The following is a 19,492-nucleotide window of genomic DNA, read 5'->3' as shown; positions in this document are numbered from 1 at the left end:
GATAACGTAAAAGGTACCCACCTGGAGGGCGAATGATCATGTAAAAGGGACCCACCCCCCTCAGACCTCTGTTAGAGTGCTGCGACTCAGGGAAGCCGCAGCGTTGAGCAGAGGAGGAAGGATGATCGGGATGGATCAGTATGAGCTGATACGGACGGCCTCGCGGGTGTACCACAAGAGTATTCGACAGATTGCACGAGAGACCGGACATTGCCGAAAAACGATTCGCAAAGTATTGAAAGGAATGGAACCGCAGTACCGGCGGCAGAAAGCGCCCTTCCGGCCACGGATGGAGCCCGTGGCGGCAGTGGTCGAAGGGTGGCTGGAGGCCGACCAGCACGCCCCCCGCAAGCAACGCCATACGAGCCAACGGATTTTTACAAGGCTGGTCGAAGAGTACGCCTTTGAAGGATCGGCCTCCTCGGTGCGACGGTGGGTGCGGGAGTTCAAAGCCCAACGGGGAGATGGGAGAGCGGCGGCGGTGATTCCACTCGATCCGGAAGTAGCGCGGGAAGCGGAGGTCGATTGGGGCAGCGCCGCCGTGGTCATGGCGGGGGAGCCCCTGACCGTCAAACTGTTTTGCATGCGCTCGCGGTACAGCGGCAAGCCGTTTGTCCGGGCCTACCCGTGGGAACGCCAGGAGATGTTCTTTGATGGCCACCAACGAGCCTTCGATTATTTTGGCGGAGTTTTTCCGATTCTTGTTTTCGATAATCTGACATCGGCAGTGGCGCAGGTGCTGCGAGGCCAGGCGCGTCGGGAACAGCAGCGGTTTATCTCGTTTCGCAGTTACTACAGTTTTGAGGCGCGTTTTTGCAACCCCGCCCGGGGGCAGGAAAAAGGGGGAGTGGAGGGATTGGTCGGCTATGCCCGGCACAACTTTCTGGTGCCGCTTCCTCAGGTCTCGAGTTTCGAAGAGTTGAATGCCGAGCTGCTGGAACGTTGTCTGGATCGGGGGAGCCGTCCTATTGAAGGGCGCGAGGATTCGAGAACGGTCGATGAACGGCATGAAGAGGAGCGAGGACGATTGATGGCGCTTCCCCCCACCCCGTATGAGAACCATAAACTGCTGCCGGTGAAAGTGGGTCGCTACAGTACGGCGCAAGTGGACCGCAACCGCTACTCCGTGCCGACCGCCTACGTCGGTCGCTGGATCGAGGCGGAGGTGGGATGCGACCGCGTTCGATTCTATGCCGATCACCAGCTCATCGCCGATCACGCGCGACTCTTCGGCAACAGCAAGTGGCAGGTCGATCCGCTGCATTACCTGGCGCTGATTCATCGGCGCATCGGGGCCTTTGAAACGGCGCGGCCGATTCGGCAATGGCGCGCCCAGTGGCCCTCCGACTACGAGACGTTGCTGGGACAGTTGCGCCGGCGGTTGGGGGACAACCGGGGCACGCGCGAGTTTGTGGAGGTGCTGCAGTTGCATGGCCGTTACCCGGCGGAACGCATCCAATCCGCGGTCGCGGAAGCGCTCCAGTTTCAGACCTACGGGTATGAAGCGGTGAAGCATCTCTTGGTGCGACAGGACAGCCCCGGATGGCAGTGTCCCCCGCTGGAATGCGATCTGATTCCCGGAGTGACGGACCGGCAGATCGCGCTGGGGGATCTCTCCCGCTATGACCGGTTGTTGGAAGGAGGTGCCCAATGAGTCGAGCCTCCGAAGAAGTGTTGTTGGACGATCATCTGCACCGGCTGAAGCTGCCGGCCATGATGCGCCAATACCGGGAATGCGGACGAGCGGCGAGAGAGACGGCCCAGAGTTACGAGAGTTACTTGCTGGATCTGACCACCACCGAAGTGGAACAGCGCCGTGCCCGGCAACTGGAACGACGACTGCACGAAGCCCGCTTTCCGGTGCTCAAGACGCTGGAAAACACCGAGCTGGCCAAGTGGCCGGGCCTCGAAGCACTGCAGTTGCGCGAGTACGCCGAGGGCCACTACATCGCGCGACGGGAGAACATCATTCTGATCGGCAAGCACGGGACCGGCAAAACCCACGCCGCCACGGTGCTGGGCGTGGAAGCCTGCCGGCGCGGCTACCGGGTGTTGTTTCAGACCGCCGCCGATCTGGTCAATACGCTGCTGGAGGCTCGCGAGGAGCGGCACTTGAAGCGCACCTTGGAACGACTGACACGGTATCAGTTATTGATCCTCGACGAAGTGGGCTACATCCCGTTCTCCCCGGAAGGAGCGCAGTTGCTCTTCCAGGTGTTTTCGGACCGCTACGAAAAGGGGTCGATGCTGGTCACCTCGAACCTGGCTTTTGCTCAGTGGACCACGGTCTTTGGGGATGCCGCCCTGACCGCCGCTTTGCTGGACCGGCTGACCCATCACAGCACGATCCATGAGTTTAACTGGGAAAGTCACCGTTTTGCGGAGAGCTTGAGCAAGAAACAGAAGTCAAAAAAGTCCGTAAGTCGCGAAGTGGCTGCCACTTCCGGCCCTGCCGGGCCGAATAAGGAGATGAATCAAGTGGGGGCCCCCGGCCCCACTTGATTCATGACATTCCTTTAATTAAAACCCCCAGGGGGTGGGTACCTTTTACATGATCAAGGTGGGTACCTTTTCGATTGTCAAAAGCATTAATTGGCAGGGGGTTTTGCAGCAGAATCGATTGGAAAGACCAGACCCCATTCATCCGTACACGCTGAAGACGGCCTGACAGAAATTCGCGCCGCTGCGAGCCGCAGATTGACTTTTGTGTCGCGGGCGACTGACGGGCAATACGGAAGTAACTGTCGAAAACAGGCGATTACACTCAGAACTCGGTTGCGAGTGAAATGGCGATTTTTCGCCAACAACTGCTCACCGCGTCAGACGCTTGAGAGTGACCACGTAGAATCCTCGTTCTTTAAACCGAAAGCCACGTTCTAGCAGGTTTTCAACAGAAATTTCTTCGCGGATCGACGGATTGGGGTCCATGTGCCAGTAGCCCGGCGAGCGGCAACGCTCGGCGCGCAGAACTCGAAGACGCTTCTTCATTTCTGAGGCTAGCTCGCCTGAAGCGTTCTGAAGGCTGGGCTAAGTGCGATCAGCTTGGCCAACTGCTCCGTTGTGGAATTACCAATCAGGCGATGGTCGCCCACTTCCACAACCGGGACGGATCTGATCCCTTTCGCCAACAGCATCTGTGGCTTGAGTGTTACGTCAAATGTTTCCAAAGTAAACCCCATCTGCTTTTGCAAGGCCTGCAGCCGGGCGAGAACGATGGGACAGAACGGACAGCTGAAGAAGCTGTAAAAACTCACGGCAACGGGCGCGGCGGAAGGATCGGCATGCGGCGGCGGAATGGGAGCGAATTGATCCACGATCCGCCCATAGCCGAGAAAGCGAGAGATGTGGGGAAAGAAATAAAAGAGCGCCCAGCGCAGGCACGGCAAGGCCGCCATCCACAGCAGGACGACAACCCACTGGCGTTGATAACTGAAATACGCCAAGCCAACGGCGTAGCCTATCCAGGAAAGCGCAAGACCGGCAACATAGCACTGCTGTTTCTTGAATTGCGTGTTCATCGGTACCTCCATCCCAAAACGACTGCCACACATGTACGATCCAACACTCGAAAGGTTACAAAGGAATTCCGGGCGACTCATCCCACAGCGGGAGGTTTGGGGTAACACGCACAGCGGTGTCTATACCTGCCCTGGAAGCCGCGCGGGGTAGGCGATTTCACTCACAACCGCGATCACTGGTGAAATGGCGATATTTCAACAGTAATCGCGACCACGGCTGCTTCAGAGGTCATGGGCCGTGAGGAAACTGCTCACCAGGAATTCCTTTGATGTAACCTTTCGTGTGTTCGCCCGTAATGTGTGTGGCAATCAAAATGAAGGACATCGAGAACCTCTACCAACGCTATGCCGGCGATGTCCGCCGATTTGCGCTGTATTTGTGCGGCAATGTGGTGATGGCGGATGAGATCACCTCGGACACCTTTGTGCGCGCGTGGATGGCGGCTGACCGCATTCGCCAGCCAACGGTGAAAAGCTATCTTCTGGCGATTGCACGAAACGCGTATACCGATTTGTTGCGACGGACCGCGCGCCACACGCAGCTTGACGAGACTATGCCCGATACGCGGATCAGCGCGCAGACGCAAATGGAGCTGAGCGCGGAAGTACGCGCGGTGCTTGCGGCCTTGCAGCAACTGCCGGAGATGGACCGCACGGTGCTGCTGATGCGCGCGCTTGACGAAATGCCATACGAGGAAATCGCGGAGACGCTGGGGATCGCGGTGGTCACCGCAAAAGTGAAGGTTCATCGCGCAAGATTGAAGCTGATGCAGACCAGGCAGGCATGGCGGGATGTCGTTCCCGCCGCAGGAGCAAAACCATGAACGTCACACGGGAAGTGGTCACGGATCTGTTGCCGATTTATTTCTCGGGCGAGGCCAGCGGGGATACGAAGGTGCTGGTCGAGGATTATTTTCGCCAGGATCCCGACTTCGAACGCATTGCGCGCAGCGCGGCGACGCCGCTCGAAACTTTGCGGGCGGCCGCGCCCATCGCGGCCGGCCCGGAAAAGGAGAAACGCGACCTGGAGAGCATCCGTTGGAGATTGCGGCAGCGCAAGCGGTTGTTCGCCGGGAGCCTGTTCCTCACGCTCTTCCCGCTGTCATACTATTTCACCTTCACCCATGGCCATCTCGTCTCGCTGACGGTTCGCGACGCCCTTTGGAACGCGACGTTTAACTGGAGCCTGGCGGTGCCCTTCTGGTTCCTCTATTTCGCGCGCCTGCGACGGCGCACAGTCTCCTTGGTGGTTGCGATCTCTTTTACGCTGATCCCCATTCCCTTCGTCTTGCACTCTGTCTTCGCCGGCGAGCCAGTCGTACAGTTCGCGATCTTCTGGGTTTGGGCGGCAGTCGCATGGATAGGGTATTTCAGGCAGCGCCCTTGTTAGGGCTACCTCTTCGCAAAAACCGCGAAAGAGCCTGCCCCGAGTGCAGTCGAGCGGAACGGGAGCAATACTAGGGTCGTATCTTTGCATTCTACATTTCAGCGGCAGGCTATGATTTCGTTGGAGTTTCCCTTTGGATGAAATCAGCCCTTCCCCCCGTGACGGAGTTTCCGAGGGAAGAAACTTGCCGTCATCTGCTCAGGAGCATGGTATCACAGCACCGCAGGGGGGATGCGGGCCCGTGGGATGAGCTGGGTTACCATCTCTTCCGCCCGACACCGGTCCGAAGAAAGGGTAAATAAAGACAAGCAGTTAGCCGAGACCGTTCGTCTTGCCAAATCGCAATTGTAGCTTGCAAAGATACGACCCCATTCACTTTTGGTGGAGCATCCATGAAACCGTCATTTCCGACAATCCTATTACTGGCAGTTCTTGGCTGTGCCGGTAGTCTCTTCGCACAACAGCCATCTCAGAGCAACCTTCACGAGAGAATACAATTGGCACTCCGCAGCCACATATGCCAACCAACCAGTGACGAAACCTGCGGAGCGGACATGCAGGCAGTGAGGGTTGCGCTGGTTTCACCAACGACAGCATGGCAGTTCCTCACTTCGCCCGATGCGGGCTATTTTGAGCGAATCAGCGTCGCCTCAAGAGCAGGGAAATTGTTTCCGGCGTCGTGGATTCCAAAACTCCTGGCAGCACAAACAGAAGTAGCCAACGAAGCTGAGTTCGGGATTCAACGCCACCCTATAAATGCGGCCGGTCGCTATCCCGAAAAGACACCACGTGAAGGCATGTCGCCTCCGATAGAACGCACCATTCTTGGCCACCCGTTCGTCATTCCGGACAAGTGGAGCGACTATCCACTTACCGGTGAAGAAATGCGGCAGTCACCGTGGCCCTTCCAGGTTTCCCGGGCTCTGGGCGTCCTCTATTCTGCGATCGCCGCTGACGGCGATCCCGCGCAAATTGACGCTGTTGCCGTAACGCTCGCTTGCGAAACGCCTGAGTCGGCAAAGCAGGTTGTAACCCTGACATGGCACGTTGCGATCAAGCGTAAGTTCATTGCCAACGATGTCTTTGGCGCTTGGCTCAATGTCCTCGCGAACCCAAAGACCCAGGGCGAAGCTTTGACATTTGTGAGTACCCTCGCTCAGGCGTCTTTTGTCTCTCAGGCCAAAGCTGAGGCACTCGCACTTGAAGCCCTCAAAAAAGGCCACGCCGATGTGGTCCGCCAGACGGTTTTCTTCCAGCGTAAGCCCTACACACTCATTCTGGCATCGGCGCGCTTTGTACTGAGTGCCGACTTCCGCCAACACTACTCGGCACAAACCGAAGCTAATTACATGAACTGGTTGCGCCGTGCGATGGAGGATCACCCCCCCGACCCGATACTCGACAATTTTATGGGCGACGATGCCGCGTATCGGCGAGTGGTCGACGACTTCACCCAATGCTTTAAGCAGAATGAACCCGTCTTGGAGAAGCTTGCCATTGCGGAACGGCCAGCGATAGAGCAAGCCTATCGCGAAATGTCGATCGTCATGGCATGTCGGCCTCGGTGAAAATGTCCTAAGCGGCGGGATTCTAGCGAAATGAATGGGGCGAAATGAATGGGGTCAGGTCTTTCCAATCTCCAATTGAGATGTGACGTTCTGGAAGATCTCGGCCAAGTGCTGGTCTGTCTCCATTTTGTCATCGAACCGGCGGACGGCGCTGAAGACGATGACATTGTCCAAGTATATTGTACCGCTGAAATGGAGATTGGAAAGACCAGACCCCATTCATCCCAGACCCCATTCATCGCCGTAAATCTCTGCCTCGGATTGCAATAGAGTTCAAAGGGAAGAGAAAGCAAATTTCGGACAAGGATCTAGACAGTCTCAGAGATAGTCTGAAGCTGTTGGGAGTCAATAAAGCCTATTTCATTGCTACCACATATGATAAGTCACAGTATGTGCGATTCCCGAAGACCGCGGCCGATAGAAATCGACTCCATGAGGTTATTGTTGACCTTGACTTGAAGGATGGTGATTTTGAAACCTGGATCGAGGCACGAAGGAAATATATGAATCACATGTCCCCTGGCAAGGTGAAACCCTTTTAAAATCGAAAACCGCATTATGCGAGCCGCCCCCCCACCCAGGCGAAGGCGGCGTGGGCGAGTTATCTAGCACGAGGTTGGTTTGAAGAGGGTTGCGAATGGGGTCTATTCGTATCTTAGCGCCACCACGGGATCCACGCGCATGGCGCGGCGCGCGGGAATGAAGGAGGCGAACAGCGCCACGGCGCAGAGCAGAATCGCCACGCAGGAAAACGTCAGCGCATCAGTGCTCGTCACGCCCAACAGCAAGCTGCTCAAGTAGCGCGTCAGTACGAAGGACGCTGCCAGGCCCACACCCGCCCCGGCGAACGTCAGCCGGAACCCGTGGCGGAGCACCAGCCGCAAAATGTCCTCTTTGCTCGCGCCCAGCGCCATGCGGATGCCGATTTCATGGGTGCGCTGCCGTGTGGTAAAGGACGTGACGCCGTAAATTCCGACCGCGGCGAGGACCAGCGCGAGCAGCCCGAAGGCGCCCACAAAGGTTCCCGCAATGCGCTGCGGGAAACTGGCAATTTGCTCGCCCAATTCGAGCGTCGTCACCTCGAACACCACCAGGTCAGCATTTAGTTCATGGATTGTTTTCTCGACCGTCTTCCCGAAAATCAGCGGATCGCCCGTCGTCCGTGCAAGGATGGTCATCGCCGGCCGGTAAACCTGGTACAGCGGCAAATACACGAAAGGCATCGGCTTTTCATTCAAGCCGTCCACCTTGCAGTCGCGCGACACACCGACCACCGTGAACCATTCATGCGTCAAGTCGGAGTTGAGTTGCTTGCCGAGCGCCTCCTGGTTCGGCCAGTAACGATTCACAAAGGCTTCGCTGACGATCACCGCGCGCTGCGAACTCTTGGTGTCCTCGAGCGTGAAGTCGCGCCCCTTCACCAACGGAATCTGCAGAGTCTGGAAATAATTCGGCGCGATGATAGCCACCTGTGTCTCCATCGATTCGTTCGCCTGCGGCACATAGCCTACGGGCTTCACGCTCGTCGAACCCCCGTTGAACTCAAGCGGCACGCGATTCGATAGCGCCACGGACTGGATGCCCGGCAGCGCTTCCAGTTTCGCGACGAGCTGGCGATCGAATTCCACCCCGCTCGCATCTCCATATCCCGCAGTGAACAGGTCGTAAGAAGCGGTCAGTACATTGTGTGGATTAAATCCCGGATTAATTTGCTGCGCGCTCAGGAAGCTGCGAATGAACAACCCCGCGCAGATCAGCAGCAGCAGCGACAGTGAAATTTGCGCCACGACCAACCCGCTCGCGAGGCGCGCCTTCCGGAGTCCACCTGATGTGCTCCCCGAGTCCTCTTTCAATACCGCCACCGGCGCTTCGCTCGAAGCCCGCAGCGCGGGCAGAATCCCGAAGATCACCCCGGTGAGCACCGAGATCACCAGCGTCGCCAGCAGCACCGTGCGGTCTGCTGGGATGCTCAGCGAGACCGGGAAATCCCCGGCGGGCAGGAACTCCATGAGGGTTCCCGCCGTCCAGACCGTAATCAACAGCGCGACCGCGCCTCCGGCCATCGCCAGCATCAGGCTTTCCACCAGCAGTTGCCGCACCAGCCGCCATCGGCCCGCACCCAGCGACATGCGAATGGCGATTTCACGCCGCCGCCCCATCGACCGAACCAGCATCAAATTGGCCACGTTCGCGCATGCCAGCAGCAGCACCAGACCCGCAATGGACATCAATGCCGGCAGGAGCGTCGCGAGAAAATAATTCATGCCATAGGGGCTGCGCCACAGCGGGTACACCGTCACGCTGTCGTGCCCTTTGTGCTCCTCCGGATAATTCCTTACCTCCGGCTTCAGTCGCAGCGTCATCTCCTCCTGCGCCTGCCTCAGCACGATGCCCGGCTTCAGCCGTCCAAACGGAAATAACCAGAAGTAGTGATGGTCATGAAGCAGGTCGCCCAGCGGGTTCACTTGCGCTCCCATCATGATCGGAACCCAAATCTCGGTTCGCACCCCCGTCTGGCTCCCCTGAAACACGGCCGGCGTGACGCCCACAATGGTGTAGGGGTGCAGGTTGATTTCAATGGTCTGCCCCACGATGTTCGGATTGCCGCCGAAATGCCTTTGCCAGAGCCGGTAGCTGATCACCGCCACGGGGGCGCCTCCCGGCTTCTCGTCCTCGGCGGGCAGAAAGCTGCGCCCCAGGATCGGCCGCACGCCCAGGACATCGAAGTAATTCGCAGAAGCGAGCATGCCCCAGACGCGCTCCGGTTTACTTTTTCCCGTCAGGCTCATCTGAGCGAAGCTGCACGCCGCAATACCGGTAAAACTTTGCTGCCCGTCGCGCATGGCTTCGAGATCGGGATATGTGAATGGGAAGGGTCTGTCCCCGGGCTTGCTCAGCGTCAGCGCCACAACCTCGCTGGGGCGGGCAATTCCGGGAACGGGATTCAGCAATGCCGAATTGATCCAACTGAAAATCGTGGTGTTTGCGCCGATGCCGAGCGCCAGGGTGAGGACCGCTACCACGGTGAAGCCCGGATTCTTCAGCAGCAGCCGAATCGAGTGACGAAGATCACTGATGAGGTCTCCCATCCTCCACCTCCTGTCCCACCGGACTCGCTCCAAAGAGGAGAATTCCTCCCTGCAGCTTTGCCCCCAGCATTTCAAAGAGCATCTTTCTTACCAAGGAGAGAATGCGAGTTTTGAATTGAAAGGACAGGATTTAGAGGCGGAGGCAAAACCCGGGAGGGGAGCACCTCCGTCCGATTGCGGGATTGGCCTATCCCAGAACCGAACAGCATGCCAGAGGTCGCATCTCCATTTTCCATGAATGCGAGGAATAATGGGGCCGGGATCTAGTCTTGTACCTCTCCCACCAACATTCCGGCTTGAGTCTAAAGGAACTGGGACGTGAGGCTGGCGGCATGGATTAGAGAGCGGTCAGTGAGGCCATCCGACGGTTTCGAAAACGTGTCTCCATGGACCCGTCCATCGCCGACGTCGTGGAACGGACGTGCCGTTCATTGAAAATTTAGACCCTGACCCTGACCCGAATGGCGCTTAGATAAGGGGCTCATTTTGGTCGATTCCTATGGGGGAGATTTCCCATCAGGTGGCGGGGTTTCGTGAGGAGATGATAGTTTTTGGGTCGTCGTTTGACAGCGCGAGGTTCGGATCGGTTGGGGCGAAGTGGGAGGAGATCCTGGGCGAGGGTGCGGAGCAGAGCGCGATAGAGGCGACGACAGAGGGCGGCATGGGCGGCGACGAAAGCCAGATGGGGTGCCCACTGGCGCAGCGTGTCACAGGTACCTTTGAAGCTGAGGCGGCGGAGATCGGTGGCGTGAAGAAGGGCCGCTTCGAGCATGAGGGCGCGGATGAGGTTGTAGGCGATCAGGTGCATGTGGAGTTCGCGACGAATCATGTCGGGACTCAGACAGCGCAGCACGTCCAGGTGCATGACGGTTTTGATGTCGCGGAAGAAGAGTTCGACCTGCCACCGGCGTCGATAGAGTTCGGCGAGGGCGTCAGCGGGGAAGCGTTGGGGATCGAGGAGCGTGGTGGCGAGGAAGAGGACGCGGGTTCGGAAGCCGGGAATGGGGACGGCGACTTTCAGCACGCGGACGGCAAGGGCATCGGGAACCGGGTGCGGGAGCCACCAAGCGAGCTTGGGGGGCTGGTTCCAGGTCAAGAGCCGATCGGACTTGCCTAAGCGCCGTCCCGTGCGCCCGTCCACGCGGCGACCGTAATGGAGGCGAAAGACCCCCTCCAATCCACAGAGCTGCAACGCCGCGAAGGTGGCAAAGGAACCGAATTGGCGATCGCCGAGCAAGAGATCGAAGTCCGCGGTGAGGGTCTTCCACACATCCGACAACAAAGCATGCTCGCCCTGGTGGAGCGTGGCGGTGACCACGGCGTGCACCGCGCCGGTGGCCAGGGAGAAGAGGCCCAACACCTTCATCAAGGGAAACCCACACCCGGGCTTTTGCGTTGAGGATTGAGGCCACCCCGCTTGGTTCTGGGCAGTGTCGGGCATGCTGACGGTGGTCCCGTCGACCACAGCGACCCGATACCCCTTCCAGTGCATGGCGGGGGAGGCAGTAGCAGCCAGGGCGTGGGCCACCTCCGGCCAGATGGGTTCCAGAACCGCTTCCGGTAAGCGGCGTCGGGCTTGGCAGTAGGCGCCGGTGGAAGAAGAGATCGCGGCGAGGCGGCGAGCGTGCCGTCTCGCCTGGATCTGTCGCACGGTTTCCCGACACGGCTGGGGCGGGGAGAGCACCTGTGCCAGAAAGTTCCAAAACGTCGCCATGGGGGTAAAGAGGCGTTGGCGTCTGCCGGAGCGACGCAAGCGGGTGCGCGCTCGGGCGGGGATCCAACGCCCCAGCACCCCGGCCAAGTTCGAGACCGACTCGGCCGCCAGGCGTTGTTGAAAGCCGCGGAGCCCTGTGGTGGATCGTCCCATGGGGCACCTCCTTGACGAGAGATACTTTCAGTATATATACTTATAGTATCCTGTGGCAAGGAGAAATCGATGAGTCGACTCCATCACTTGATCCGAGGATTTAATCAACAGGCGGCGGCGATTCCGCCGCAGGGGTATGTGCTTCAGGGCAGCGTCGTTAAACGCTATCTCCACCGCACCGTCCGCGGCCTCTCCAAGGCTTACGGGCCGTATTACCTGTGGACTCGCAAAATCGACAACAAGACCGTCACCCAGGCCCTGACCGCCGAGCAGGCCCAGATCATCCAAGCGGCCATCCATCGAAACTACCAACTGGAGCAACGCCTGGCACAACTGCGCCAGCTGTCCGAGCAAATCATCCGTGCTTTAACCCCTTCGGTTACCAGGCGCAACAGAGGATAATGGCCATCTTATCTAAGCGCCATTCGACCCTGACCCCCTCACCCCAATTTCTTCGGCACGAGCGCGGAGTTCTGGCTGAACCTGCAAAGCCTCTGCGAACTTCCTCTCGCCCGGAAGAAAGCAGGGAAATCCATCAAGCATCTCCCGACCCTCAAACGCCACGCTCAGGTTCACGCATGACGGCACCCTGGTTGAAGAGCCGACCTTTGAGGAACTCTACTCCTCTCGTAATGCGATCATGGGATCGACGCTCGCGGCCCGGCGGGCGGGGACAATACATGCGGCGAGCGCTACAGTCGCCAGCACCACCGTGACAACGGCGAACGTCGCCGGATCGCGGACAGTAACGCCGAAGACAAGACTCGACACGGCTCGTCCCAGTGCGAGTCCGCCTGCGAGGCCGATTCCAATCCCGATCAGGACGAGGGTCATCCCTTCTCTGACAATAAGGCTAAGCACCCCACGCGGCGTCGCGCCCAAAGCCATGCGCAATCCGATCTCCCGCGTACGCTGGCTGACGGAATACGCAAGAACGCCGTAGATGCCGATGGCTGCGATCAGCAGCGCCACCGACGCAAAGGCGCCGAGGAGCACCGTGTTGAGTCGCGGTTGCGCGGCGCTGTTCGACAACCACTGGTCCATCGTCCGGATATTGGCCAGCGCCAGTTCCGCATCGAGTTCGTGCACTTTTTGGCGAATGGCGGGTAACACGGTCTCCGCGGATCCGCCCGTGCGCACGACGACGTCCATGAGTGGCCAAACCCGTGAAGCCATGGGGTAATAGAGGGCCGGCGATTCCTGGTTGAGTGCGGTGCTGCGCACGTCCCCCACGACACCCACGATGGTGAATGCGGTGCGCGGGTCCGCCGAGCGCGTCAAAGTGTGGCCGAGGGGATCGGCGTCACCCCAGAACCTCCTCGCAGTGGCTTGGCTCACCACCATGACGGGCAAAGCCGTTGGACCGTCCGCATCGGTGAAGTCGCGACCGCGCACCAGCGGGATGTCCAAGGTTTTGAAATACCCGGGGCTGACGATGCGCCAGTCAATAGGCACCAACGTCCCGGGCGGCAAGGCCGACTGCCCCGTTGTTAACATCGGATGCGTAGTGTAGTTTCCGGCCCCAAAGGGAATGCCGCTGGAAACCGCAGCACCGTTCACGCCCGGCACGGAGAGCAAAGAATCGAGCAGTGAGCGGTAGAGCAGCGGAGCTTTGCTGTTGAGGGGATACTTGCCCGGCGGCGGGGCAAGCTGGAAGGTGATCAGCCCGTGCGAGTCAAAACCGAGGTGCACGCGCTCAAGATTCGTCAGGGTCTGAATGAGCAACCCCGCTCCGATCAGCAGAACCGTCGCAAGCGCCATCTCGCCAGTGACGAGGCTCTGGCGCAGCCGGGCCCCGACACCGCCCGAAGACTCGCGTCCTGCCTGTTTCAGCACTTCATTGATATCCACCCTGGAAGCGCGCCAAGCGGGCGCAATGCCAAAGAACAGGCCCGTGACGAGGGTGAGTGCCGCAGCAAACCAGAGCACGGTCGCGTCGATCGGCACCGCCGGGACCGGCAAAACATTGGGCGGCAAGGCCCGGTTGATCGCTCGTACCGCCCAGGCTGCACCCACGAGACCCGTGCCGCCACCCGCGATGGAGAGAACGATGCTTTCCACCATCAGTTGGCGCAGCAGCCGCGTTCGGTTTGCCCCCAGGGCTGTCCGCACTGCCATCTCCTTCTGCCGTGTGGCCGCTCGCGCTAGAAGCAGGTTGGCGATGTTCGCGCAGGCAATCAGCAGCACGAGAATGACCGCGGACAGCAGCACCCAGAGCCCCGTCTTGAGCTGTGGGCTGACAAATGTGTCAAACAACGTGATCAGGTGAATCCCCCAGTCGCGCACTTCCGGATACTGCCGGCCGAGGTGCCGAGCGATCGAGTCCATCTCCGCTTGGGCCTGTTGGAGCGAAACACCCTGTCGCAGCCGCCCAACAACAAAGATCACGTGGTTGAGACGGATTTCTTTCGACCGATCGATCGACAGCGGAGTGTAAATGTCGCCTCCCGAAATCAGATTCAGTGCCGCGGGAGCGATACCGATGACCGTGGTCGGCGCGCCATTGAGCACGATCGTGCGTCCGATCAGCGTGGAGTCAGCGCCGAAGCGTCGTTTCCACAGGCCTTCGCCAATCATGGCCACAGGGGCGACGCCCGGCGTCTCCTCGTCGTCGCTGAATGCCCGGCCAGCCACTGGCGCGAGCCCCAGCACACGCGTCAGCGCCGGGCTGATCCGATTGCCGGAAAGCTGCTCGGGTTCACCGCTCCCGCTGAGGGTGTAGTTGCTGAATCCCACCGCCGCGAGCTCGTCGAAGGCGTGCGTCTGCTCGCGCCAGGACAGGAAGTTCAACGCCGAGGCGCCGAAACTCGGGAGATTGAGCTTGTCGTTCTTCTCCGCGACCTGCACCAGCCGGTCCGGGTCCCGAAACGGCAACGGCCGCAGCATCACAGCATTCACCACGCTGAAGATGGCGGAATTGGCCGCAATCGCAAGTGCAACTGTCAAGATGACTGCCGCTGTGAACATTGGGGTCCGGCGCATCATCCGCAGGGAGTAACGCACGTCGTTCAACATGGGATCCTTCCTCTTGTCGGGGACGACCTAAAATAGTCTCACGAGCGCATGGTGGGGTCAGGTCGGGACTTTGGACAAATGGAGATCGCTGAAACAATGCCTATCATATTTGGACACGGTGGCGATGTACCAAATCGAGTCGATAAATGCAGCTTCGTCTTTGCGATGCTGAATTGTTCAATTTCCCGATCTGACCCTGGTTACAACGACGTGGTGAGGGACCCGGCCAGGATCTCTCCTCTGGGTTTCAGGAGCGCGGCCCGACGGTCACAATCACGTTGCCTTTCTTGTGTCCCAGCTCGACGTACCGGTGGGCCTCGACGATCTCCTCCAGCCGATAGCGGCGATCGATGACCGGCTTCAGCGCTCCCGACTCGGCCAGCCGCCGCAGCAGATTCAGGTCCTGCAGGGTCAGACTCGGGAAATCGTCATCGATCGAGATGCACGTCCCGCCCGTCGTCAGGGCGCGTCTGGCGTCCCGCATTGCAGCCGCGCTCTTGCGCTTTCCCACGGCGTCGAGGATGAGATCGTAGCGCTCTCCCCGGCTGGTGAAGTCCTCTCGCGTGTAGTCGAGGACCGTCTCGGCGCCGAGCGACTCGACCAGCTGCAGATTCGTGGTGCTGCACACACCGGTCACGACAGCCCCGAAGTGCCTGGCGAGCTGGACGGCCGCGGTGCCGATGGCGCCCGAAGCGCCATAGACTAAGACGCGCTGGCCGGGCCGGAGCCTGGCCTTGCGCAGGCAATGCATCGCCAACAGGCCCCCGTACGGAAGGGCCGCAGCCTCCTCGTAGCTGAGGTTCGTCGGCCGGGGCGCCAAGAGGGTGTTCACTGGCCAGCAGACCTCCTCCGCATAGGCGCCAACCACCCAACGGCTCATACCGAATACCTGATCGCCTTCCTTGAAGGACGTGACGTTTCGGCCGACGGAATCGACGTCTCCGGCGAGCACCATCCCGATGATCTGTCGGCGCGGCGCGTTCCAGCCGGCCAGCAACCGAAACAGGATCCGATACCGGCGGGGCGCCTTCAGACCACGGACGACGCAGTCGCTCACCGTCACGGCCGTCGCGAAGATCCGAATGCGGACCTGGTTCCGGCGCGGGATGGGTCGCTCGACCTCCGCGAGTCGAAGCACCTCTGGTGGGCCGTAACGCGTGCAGAGGACAGCTCTCATGGTGTGACGCCAGCATACGCCCCGCCGCTCGGTGCGTCTAGAAGGATTCTGTCGAGCGGCGGGCCATGTTGCAAATCCTTTTGGTCGGTCAAAAAAAATGTGTCGGGACTCCCGAAAAGGGGGGCGCCATGCGGATTGACGATCCATCCGCCTCAAGGACGAGCAGTCTCTGCCCCCGCAGTCTCGCGTAAGCGCCCAATACAATTCCAACCACCGAACCGGCAAGCTCGGCCACCTCTTCCGGCGAGGGCCTTCGCCCCGTCTCGGCGAAGTGACCGTAGACTGCTAACTTGATCTGCGTATCGAAATCCATTGTCTCAACACAACCTTCCGCTGTTCTCGCGTCCAAGGGGCTTGCGCTCGAGCAGTCACTTTCCCTCAGAGGAGGAGGTCACATAGTTGTACAAACCAGAATTCCGAAGTTGAAGACCATAATTAATGTCGGAGGAACATTCGATTCCCCTGACTGGGTGCTCATTGAGCGACGCCTTCACCCCTCTAGGCCCGAAGGGCTGTCAGATTGTAGCCCCACCTGAAGCGCCGTCCCGCGTTCTGTGCGGGGCGGAGCGAGGGTGGGGTACGCGTTTCCCCGATGACATCTTAGCCCCGCTTGCGGGGCGAAAGAATCTGCCGAGTGAATCTTGGACAACCGGACAATAATTGCCTGGCATGTCCCTCTTCGCAATACTTTCGCTCCGGCCCTGTTACCTTTCTCGTTTAACGAATTAGGGGAGCCCAAATCCGTCCGCTGGACTCACGAAGCGATATCGGGACACACTCGGTTTTCCTGTTAGCAGGAGGGCCCATGGAAGATCTCTATTCCGCAAGGGTCCGCGAACTCTTTCCGAGTGCAAGGCCTTGAATAAGGCGTTCGGCACATTTGGACCTAAGGAGATGGTTTCACCCCGCAAGCGGGGCTCTCACATTTTCTCTCATGGGTACCCCACCCTCGCTCCGCAAAGAACGCGGAGCTTCAGGTGGGGCGACAATCTGACAGCCCTTCGGGCCTAGAGCATCACTTGCGCAGCGAAGTGCCAGCGGAGCGGGCTGGGCTGCACTTAGGGTGGCGCGCTCACTCCAAATAGAATTCTTGATAACGCTCGGGTGCGTATCGAGTGGCCAGCAAACCGGTCGCTTCCTCGACTTTGATCTTCTGCACCAAGATGCTTTCCTGTCCATAGGGTAAGTACGCCTGGCACTGGCCTGACGGGGCAATGAGACTTGTCGCCGATTCCTGGAAGCGCAAAGCATAATTGACACTGGCAAAGTAGATGGTGTTCTCCAGGCTGCGCATCATCATCGCCTTCTCGTAGTAAGGGCCGCTGGCCGCGCCCCACTGCGTCAGACGGACACCCTCTCGATCACTGCCGGTGTGGTGGGGATGAAAGACGATCTTGGCGCCCCGCACCGCCGCCCACCGCACCGTCTCCGGGTAGCGCCAGCCCTCATGGCAGATCACCACTCCAAACTTAATCCCTTTGACCTCGAAGAGTCGCCGGGTATTTCCGGGCACATAGAACTGATCTTCGGTCGGATCCAGCTGGTTCTTGGTTTGGTATCCCTGGACCTGGCCCCGGGCGTCAATGACAAAGGCGACAATCTGCCGGCCTGCTTCCGTGAAACTTTCCATCCCGAGGATCGTGGCCACCGCATACGTTCGCCCCCACTGCGCCACGGCGTGCAGTATTCGTTCCTGTTGTGTCTGATCAAAGGGCAATACTTCAAAATCCTGTCCCCGCAGACCTGGGAGATAAGCTTCAGGGAAACACACGATCTCCGCGCCTTGGGCCGAAGCTTCGGACAGGAGCCGCTTGATCTTGTCCAACCCCTCATCAAGCGTTGAGGCGATCCGAGGCGACGCCAGGGCAATGATCAAGGATGACCTCCGATGAGAATGGATTCGACCAAAATAGTTTGGGCGCTTACGGCTTGCCGCTCATTTCCGAGATGCGCCGCTCGCCGGCCAGCAGCGGCGTGTCGGGAGGGTTCCCTCGGAAGATCACGCAGACACCCGTTTGTGGTACTCGTCCACTTCGACGACGTGGAGGATCCGCCCTTCACGCATCCCCACTTCCTTGAATCCGTTGCGGACTGCGGCCCGGCGTGATCCGACATTGTCGGGATCGGTAACGACCTCCAACCGACGAAAACCCATATCTTCGAATGCGATAGCGCACGCCAAGGCAATGGCGCGTGCGGCAACTCCGCGGCGACGATGAGCGGCATAGGTCCAATAAGACAGGTTGGCCACTTCGTCATCAAGAGGCTTGAGCTCACAACCACCCAGAAGTTCGTCGGTTGCGGTATCCCGGACGGCGAAGGGAAAGCGCTTGCCGGCAAGGCGCTCTTGCTCCCATCGGGCGATGGCGTTCTCGGAGTGCTTCAGCGACGGGATGAAGTCGCCGGGAAACTCGAACCGGCGCCGATGCTCTGGATCACGGTCTCCGTTGCACAGCGCGTGAGCGTCATTATGCGCAAAAAGACTGAGCGTCACCGTGCCGTCGCTTCGCTGTCTCATTTCATTAGCCATACCAAGCATTTTCTGGCTTGCGTCCACCCAACGCTATGCTTCAACGGCGTCGCGTAGCTCTGCCCGCTGCAACCCGTTGTTGGAGGGTTTTCTCCGTGATCCGCGTCTTTACCAGCTTCCGCACCAGTGTGGCCGGTAGGGGACGGTCCGCTTGAAAGCGGATGGTGCCCTTGCTGGTGTCGTAGGCCTTGAGTTCGTCCTTGTGGGCTTTCACGGGAAAAGCTCCGGGATAAAAGGCGCAGTGGTTCGCGGCCGCGCCAAAGGCCACCAGCAGCCTTCCGGCAAGACGAAAGGCTGGGATATTGTAACTGATGCACTCTTCAGCTTTCGGCGCCGCGGACTTGATGGCCCTTCGAAGGTTCTCAAGCGCCGCCCGCTTCTCCTTGCTCAAGGACACGAGGTAATCGTCAATCGTCTTTGGCTTAGTTGACATGGCTTATACTCCTTGAGAGATCAACACCTGGTTCCCAATTGGCATGTCCGCTGAACACTTGGCGCGTCAACTTCTTGTCCGGATGTTGTTCCCAAATGAGCGGATCGGCTGCGACGGCGTAGAAATCACTGTAATCTTGGGAGCGAAGTGGCCTGAGCTCGACGAGGTCGCCCTTCAAAACCGGTTGACAATCAAAGGACACTTTTGGCTCCCAGCGAGAACGTGCGGTGGATGACTGCTCGTCGTCCAATGAACGGTTGGGTTCTGGCGCGTTGCGGAGCGCAGAAGAGCCATGTCGCCTGCAACCCGTCGTGGGGCGCCATTACGTTAACCCTTTTGCCATTTCCCAGACTTTGAGCACAGTTCTCCAATTACGATCAGTCATTGCGACGCCGAGCAATTTCTCGGTTTTGGCCGCGAGCTTGGATTTGCCCACTCCTTCGGGTGCATGCAGATAAAACAAGTTATCGATCAGATGAAATCGTTCGCTGCTGCTCTTGATGCTTTCGAGCATTTTCAGGTTAGGATTCCGGGGTGAGGAGGCGAGAAAACCCACATGTAAGAATCGGGGATCGATCTCAGCTTCGGGGAAGGGGTTCTCCGCAATTGCCCTTTCGAGGTCTTTGAGCTTCAACACGAGGACATGGGACTCGAATCCCCGGCGCTTCTTGATTTCAGCACTGATCGTCCTTGAAAGCCGCGAAGCGTCTTTGTCTCTGCTCTCGAACACCGCATTGCCGCTTTGGATGTATGTATGGACGTTTTGGGAGCCGAGGTCTTCAAGCACAGCGACAAGTTCTTTCATCGGCAAAAGACTCTTCCCGCCGACGTTGATGCCCCGTAAGAACGCGATATAGATCGTCATGTAATCGCTGCCTCCATGAGGAGACTCCTCTTAGCGCCCAATG

The 19,492-nt window shown here is 59.2% G+C and carries 17 protein-coding genes; 6 read left to right on the top strand and 11 right to left on the bottom strand.

What is annotated here, in order from left to right:
• Positions 1–121 precede the first annotated feature (121 nt).
• Positions 122–1,654 (top strand): IS21 family transposase, encoded by a 1,533-nt coding sequence (gene istA / locus LAO21_19600; GenBank protein MBZ5554927.1) that lies wholly within the window; start codon positions 122–124, stop codon positions 1,652–1,654.
• Entirely contained in the window at positions 1,651–2,502 is an 852-nt protein-coding gene (istB, locus tag LAO21_19595) for an IS21-like element helper ATPase IstB (protein MBZ5554926.1), read from the top strand. The genes istA and istB overlap by 4 nt, the downstream gene beginning before the upstream one ends.
• A gap of 309 nt (positions 2,503–2,811) precedes the next feature.
• Here the strand turns inward: istB and LAO21_19590 are convergent, their stop codons facing one another.
• Together LAO21_19590 and LAO21_19585 are read right to left on the bottom strand one after the other, a co-directional pair.
• Positions 2,812–2,988 (bottom strand): hypothetical protein, encoded by a 177-nt coding sequence (locus LAO21_19590; GenBank protein MBZ5554925.1) that lies wholly within the window; start codon positions 2,986–2,988, stop codon positions 2,812–2,814.
• 8 nt (positions 2,989–2,996) lie between these two features.
• Positions 2,997–3,518, bottom strand: coding sequence for a hypothetical protein (locus LAO21_19585; protein ID MBZ5554924.1), 522 nt, complete (start codon positions 3,516–3,518; stop codon positions 2,997–2,999).
• A 314-nt stretch (positions 3,519–3,832) separates the two neighbouring features.
• Here LAO21_19585 and LAO21_19580 point away from each other — a divergent pair, with 314 nt between their 5' ends.
• The 3 genes from LAO21_19580 to LAO21_19570 all read left to right on the top strand — a co-directional run bounded on the left by LAO21_19580 (position 3,833) and on the right by LAO21_19570 (position 6,473).
• Entirely contained in the window at positions 3,833–4,342 is a 510-nt protein-coding gene (locus LAO21_19580; protein MBZ5554923.1) for a sigma-70 family RNA polymerase sigma factor, read from the top strand.
• Positions 4,339–4,908: a hypothetical protein gene (locus LAO21_19575; GenBank protein ID MBZ5554922.1), complete on the top strand. Its 570-nt coding sequence runs from the start codon at positions 4,339–4,341 to the stop codon at positions 4,906–4,908. Before LAO21_19580 ends, LAO21_19575 begins: the two co-directional genes overlap by 4 nt.
• 551 nt (positions 4,909–5,459) lie before the next feature.
• Positions 5,460–6,473, top strand: a complete 1,014-nt coding sequence (locus tag LAO21_19570; GenBank protein ID MBZ5554921.1) for a hypothetical protein — start codon at positions 5,460–5,462, stop codon at positions 6,471–6,473.
• A gap of 54 nt (positions 6,474–6,527) precedes the next feature.
• Here the strand turns inward: LAO21_19570 and LAO21_19565 are convergent, their stop codons facing one another.
• The 3 genes from LAO21_19565 to LAO21_19555 all read right to left on the bottom strand — a co-directional run bounded on the left by LAO21_19565 (position 6,528) and on the right by LAO21_19555 (position 11,429).
• Positions 6,528–6,692, bottom strand: coding sequence for a hypothetical protein (locus LAO21_19565; protein ID MBZ5554920.1), 165 nt, complete (start codon positions 6,690–6,692; stop codon positions 6,528–6,530).
• A 425-nt stretch (positions 6,693–7,117) separates the two neighbouring features.
• Positions 7,118–9,562, bottom strand: coding sequence for an ABC transporter permease (locus tag LAO21_19560; GenBank protein MBZ5554919.1), 2,445 nt, complete (start codon positions 9,560–9,562; stop codon positions 7,118–7,120).
• Positions 9,563–10,043: 481 nt separating this feature from the next.
• Complete coding sequence (locus LAO21_19555; protein MBZ5554918.1) at positions 10,044–11,429, bottom strand: IS4 family transposase; 1,386 nt, start codon at positions 11,427–11,429, stop codon at positions 10,044–10,046.
• A 69-nt stretch (positions 11,430–11,498) separates the two neighbouring features.
• On the opposite strand from LAO21_19555, the gene LAO21_19550 reads away from it, so the two are divergent.
• On the top strand, positions 11,499–11,831 hold the full coding sequence (locus tag LAO21_19550; GenBank protein ID MBZ5554917.1) for a hypothetical protein: 333 nt from the start codon (positions 11,499–11,501) through the stop codon (positions 11,829–11,831).
• 216 nt (positions 11,832–12,047) lie between these two features.
• Here the strand turns inward: LAO21_19550 and LAO21_19545 are convergent, their stop codons facing one another.
• The 6 genes from LAO21_19545 to LAO21_19520 form a co-directional block, all read right to left on the bottom strand.
• Positions 12,048–14,444, bottom strand: coding sequence for an ABC transporter permease (locus tag LAO21_19545; GenBank protein MBZ5554916.1), 2,397 nt, complete (start codon positions 14,442–14,444; stop codon positions 12,048–12,050).
• A gap of 247 nt (positions 14,445–14,691) precedes the next feature.
• Complete coding sequence (locus tag LAO21_19540) at positions 14,692–15,621, bottom strand: NAD(P)-dependent alcohol dehydrogenase (GenBank protein MBZ5554915.1); 930 nt, start codon at positions 15,619–15,621, stop codon at positions 14,692–14,694.
• A 1,072-nt stretch (positions 15,622–16,693) separates the two neighbouring features.
• Positions 16,694–17,497 (bottom strand): carbon-nitrogen hydrolase family protein, encoded by an 804-nt coding sequence (locus LAO21_19535; GenBank protein ID MBZ5554914.1) that lies wholly within the window; start codon positions 17,495–17,497, stop codon positions 16,694–16,696.
• A 123-nt stretch (positions 17,498–17,620) separates the two neighbouring features.
• Positions 17,621–18,139 (bottom strand): GNAT family N-acetyltransferase, encoded by a 519-nt coding sequence (locus tag LAO21_19530; protein MBZ5554913.1) that lies wholly within the window; start codon positions 18,137–18,139, stop codon positions 17,621–17,623.
• Positions 18,140–18,191: 52 nt separating this feature from the next.
• Positions 18,192–18,584 (bottom strand): DUF1801 domain-containing protein, encoded by a 393-nt coding sequence (locus LAO21_19525; GenBank protein MBZ5554912.1) that lies wholly within the window; start codon positions 18,582–18,584, stop codon positions 18,192–18,194.
• A 322-nt stretch (positions 18,585–18,906) separates the two neighbouring features.
• Positions 18,907–19,449 (bottom strand): DUF1697 domain-containing protein, encoded by a 543-nt coding sequence (locus LAO21_19520; protein ID MBZ5554911.1) that lies wholly within the window; start codon positions 19,447–19,449, stop codon positions 18,907–18,909.
• Positions 19,450–19,492: the final 43 nt, after the last annotated feature.

The sequence above is a fragment of the Terriglobia bacterium genome (assembly GCA_020073085.1).
Lineage (GTDB): Bacteria > Acidobacteriota > Terriglobia > JAIQFV01 > JAIQFV01 > JAIQFV01.
The sequence above is the reverse complement of the archived record's forward strand: the minus strand, read 5'-3'. Positions and strand labels throughout refer to the sequence as shown.

What these genes read in the sequence shown, in the direction of transcription:
- istA (MBZ5554927.1), top strand. Translation starts at nt 122, where the DNA reads ATGATCGGGATGGATCAGTATGAGCTGATACGGACGGCCTCGCGGGTG.
- LAO21_19525 (MBZ5554912.1), bottom strand. Translation starts at nt 18,584, where the DNA reads ATGTCAACTAAGCCAAAGACGATTGACGATTACCTCGTGTCCTTGAGC.
- LAO21_19590 (MBZ5554925.1), bottom strand. Translation starts at nt 2,988, where the DNA reads ATGAAGAAGCGTCTTCGAGTTCTGCGCGCCGAGCGTTGCCGCTCGCCG.
- istB (MBZ5554926.1), top strand. Translation starts at nt 1,651, where the DNA reads ATGAGTCGAGCCTCCGAAGAAGTGTTGTTGGACGATCATCTGCACCGG.
- LAO21_19550 (MBZ5554917.1), top strand. Translation starts at nt 11,499, where the DNA reads ATGAGTCGACTCCATCACTTGATCCGAGGATTTAATCAACAGGCGGCG.
- LAO21_19565 (MBZ5554920.1), bottom strand. Translation starts at nt 6,692, where the DNA reads ATGGGGTCTGGTCTTTCCAATCTCCATTTCAGCGGTACAATATACTTG.
- LAO21_19580 (MBZ5554923.1), top strand. Translation starts at nt 3,833, where the DNA reads ATGAAGGACATCGAGAACCTCTACCAACGCTATGCCGGCGATGTCCGC.
- LAO21_19555 (MBZ5554918.1), bottom strand. Translation starts at nt 11,429, where the DNA reads ATGGGACGATCCACCACAGGGCTCCGCGGCTTTCAACAACGCCTGGCG.
- LAO21_19585 (MBZ5554924.1), bottom strand. Translation starts at nt 3,518, where the DNA reads ATGAACACGCAATTCAAGAAACAGCAGTGCTATGTTGCCGGTCTTGCG.
- LAO21_19560 (MBZ5554919.1), bottom strand. Translation starts at nt 9,562, where the DNA reads ATGGGAGACCTCATCAGTGATCTTCGTCACTCGATTCGGCTGCTGCTG.
- LAO21_19520 (MBZ5554911.1), bottom strand. Translation starts at nt 19,449, where the DNA reads ATGACGATCTATATCGCGTTCTTACGGGGCATCAACGTCGGCGGGAAG.
- LAO21_19545 (MBZ5554916.1), bottom strand. Translation starts at nt 14,444, where the DNA reads ATGTTGAACGACGTGCGTTACTCCCTGCGGATGATGCGCCGGACCCCA.
- LAO21_19540 (MBZ5554915.1), bottom strand. Translation starts at nt 15,621, where the DNA reads ATGAGAGCTGTCCTCTGCACGCGTTACGGCCCACCAGAGGTGCTTCGA.
- LAO21_19530 (MBZ5554913.1), bottom strand. Translation starts at nt 18,139, where the DNA reads ATGAGACAGCGAAGCGACGGCACGGTGACGCTCAGTCTTTTTGCGCAT.
- LAO21_19575 (MBZ5554922.1), top strand. Translation starts at nt 4,339, where the DNA reads ATGAACGTCACACGGGAAGTGGTCACGGATCTGTTGCCGATTTATTTC.
- LAO21_19570 (MBZ5554921.1), top strand. Translation starts at nt 5,460, where the DNA reads ATGCAGGCAGTGAGGGTTGCGCTGGTTTCACCAACGACAGCATGGCAG.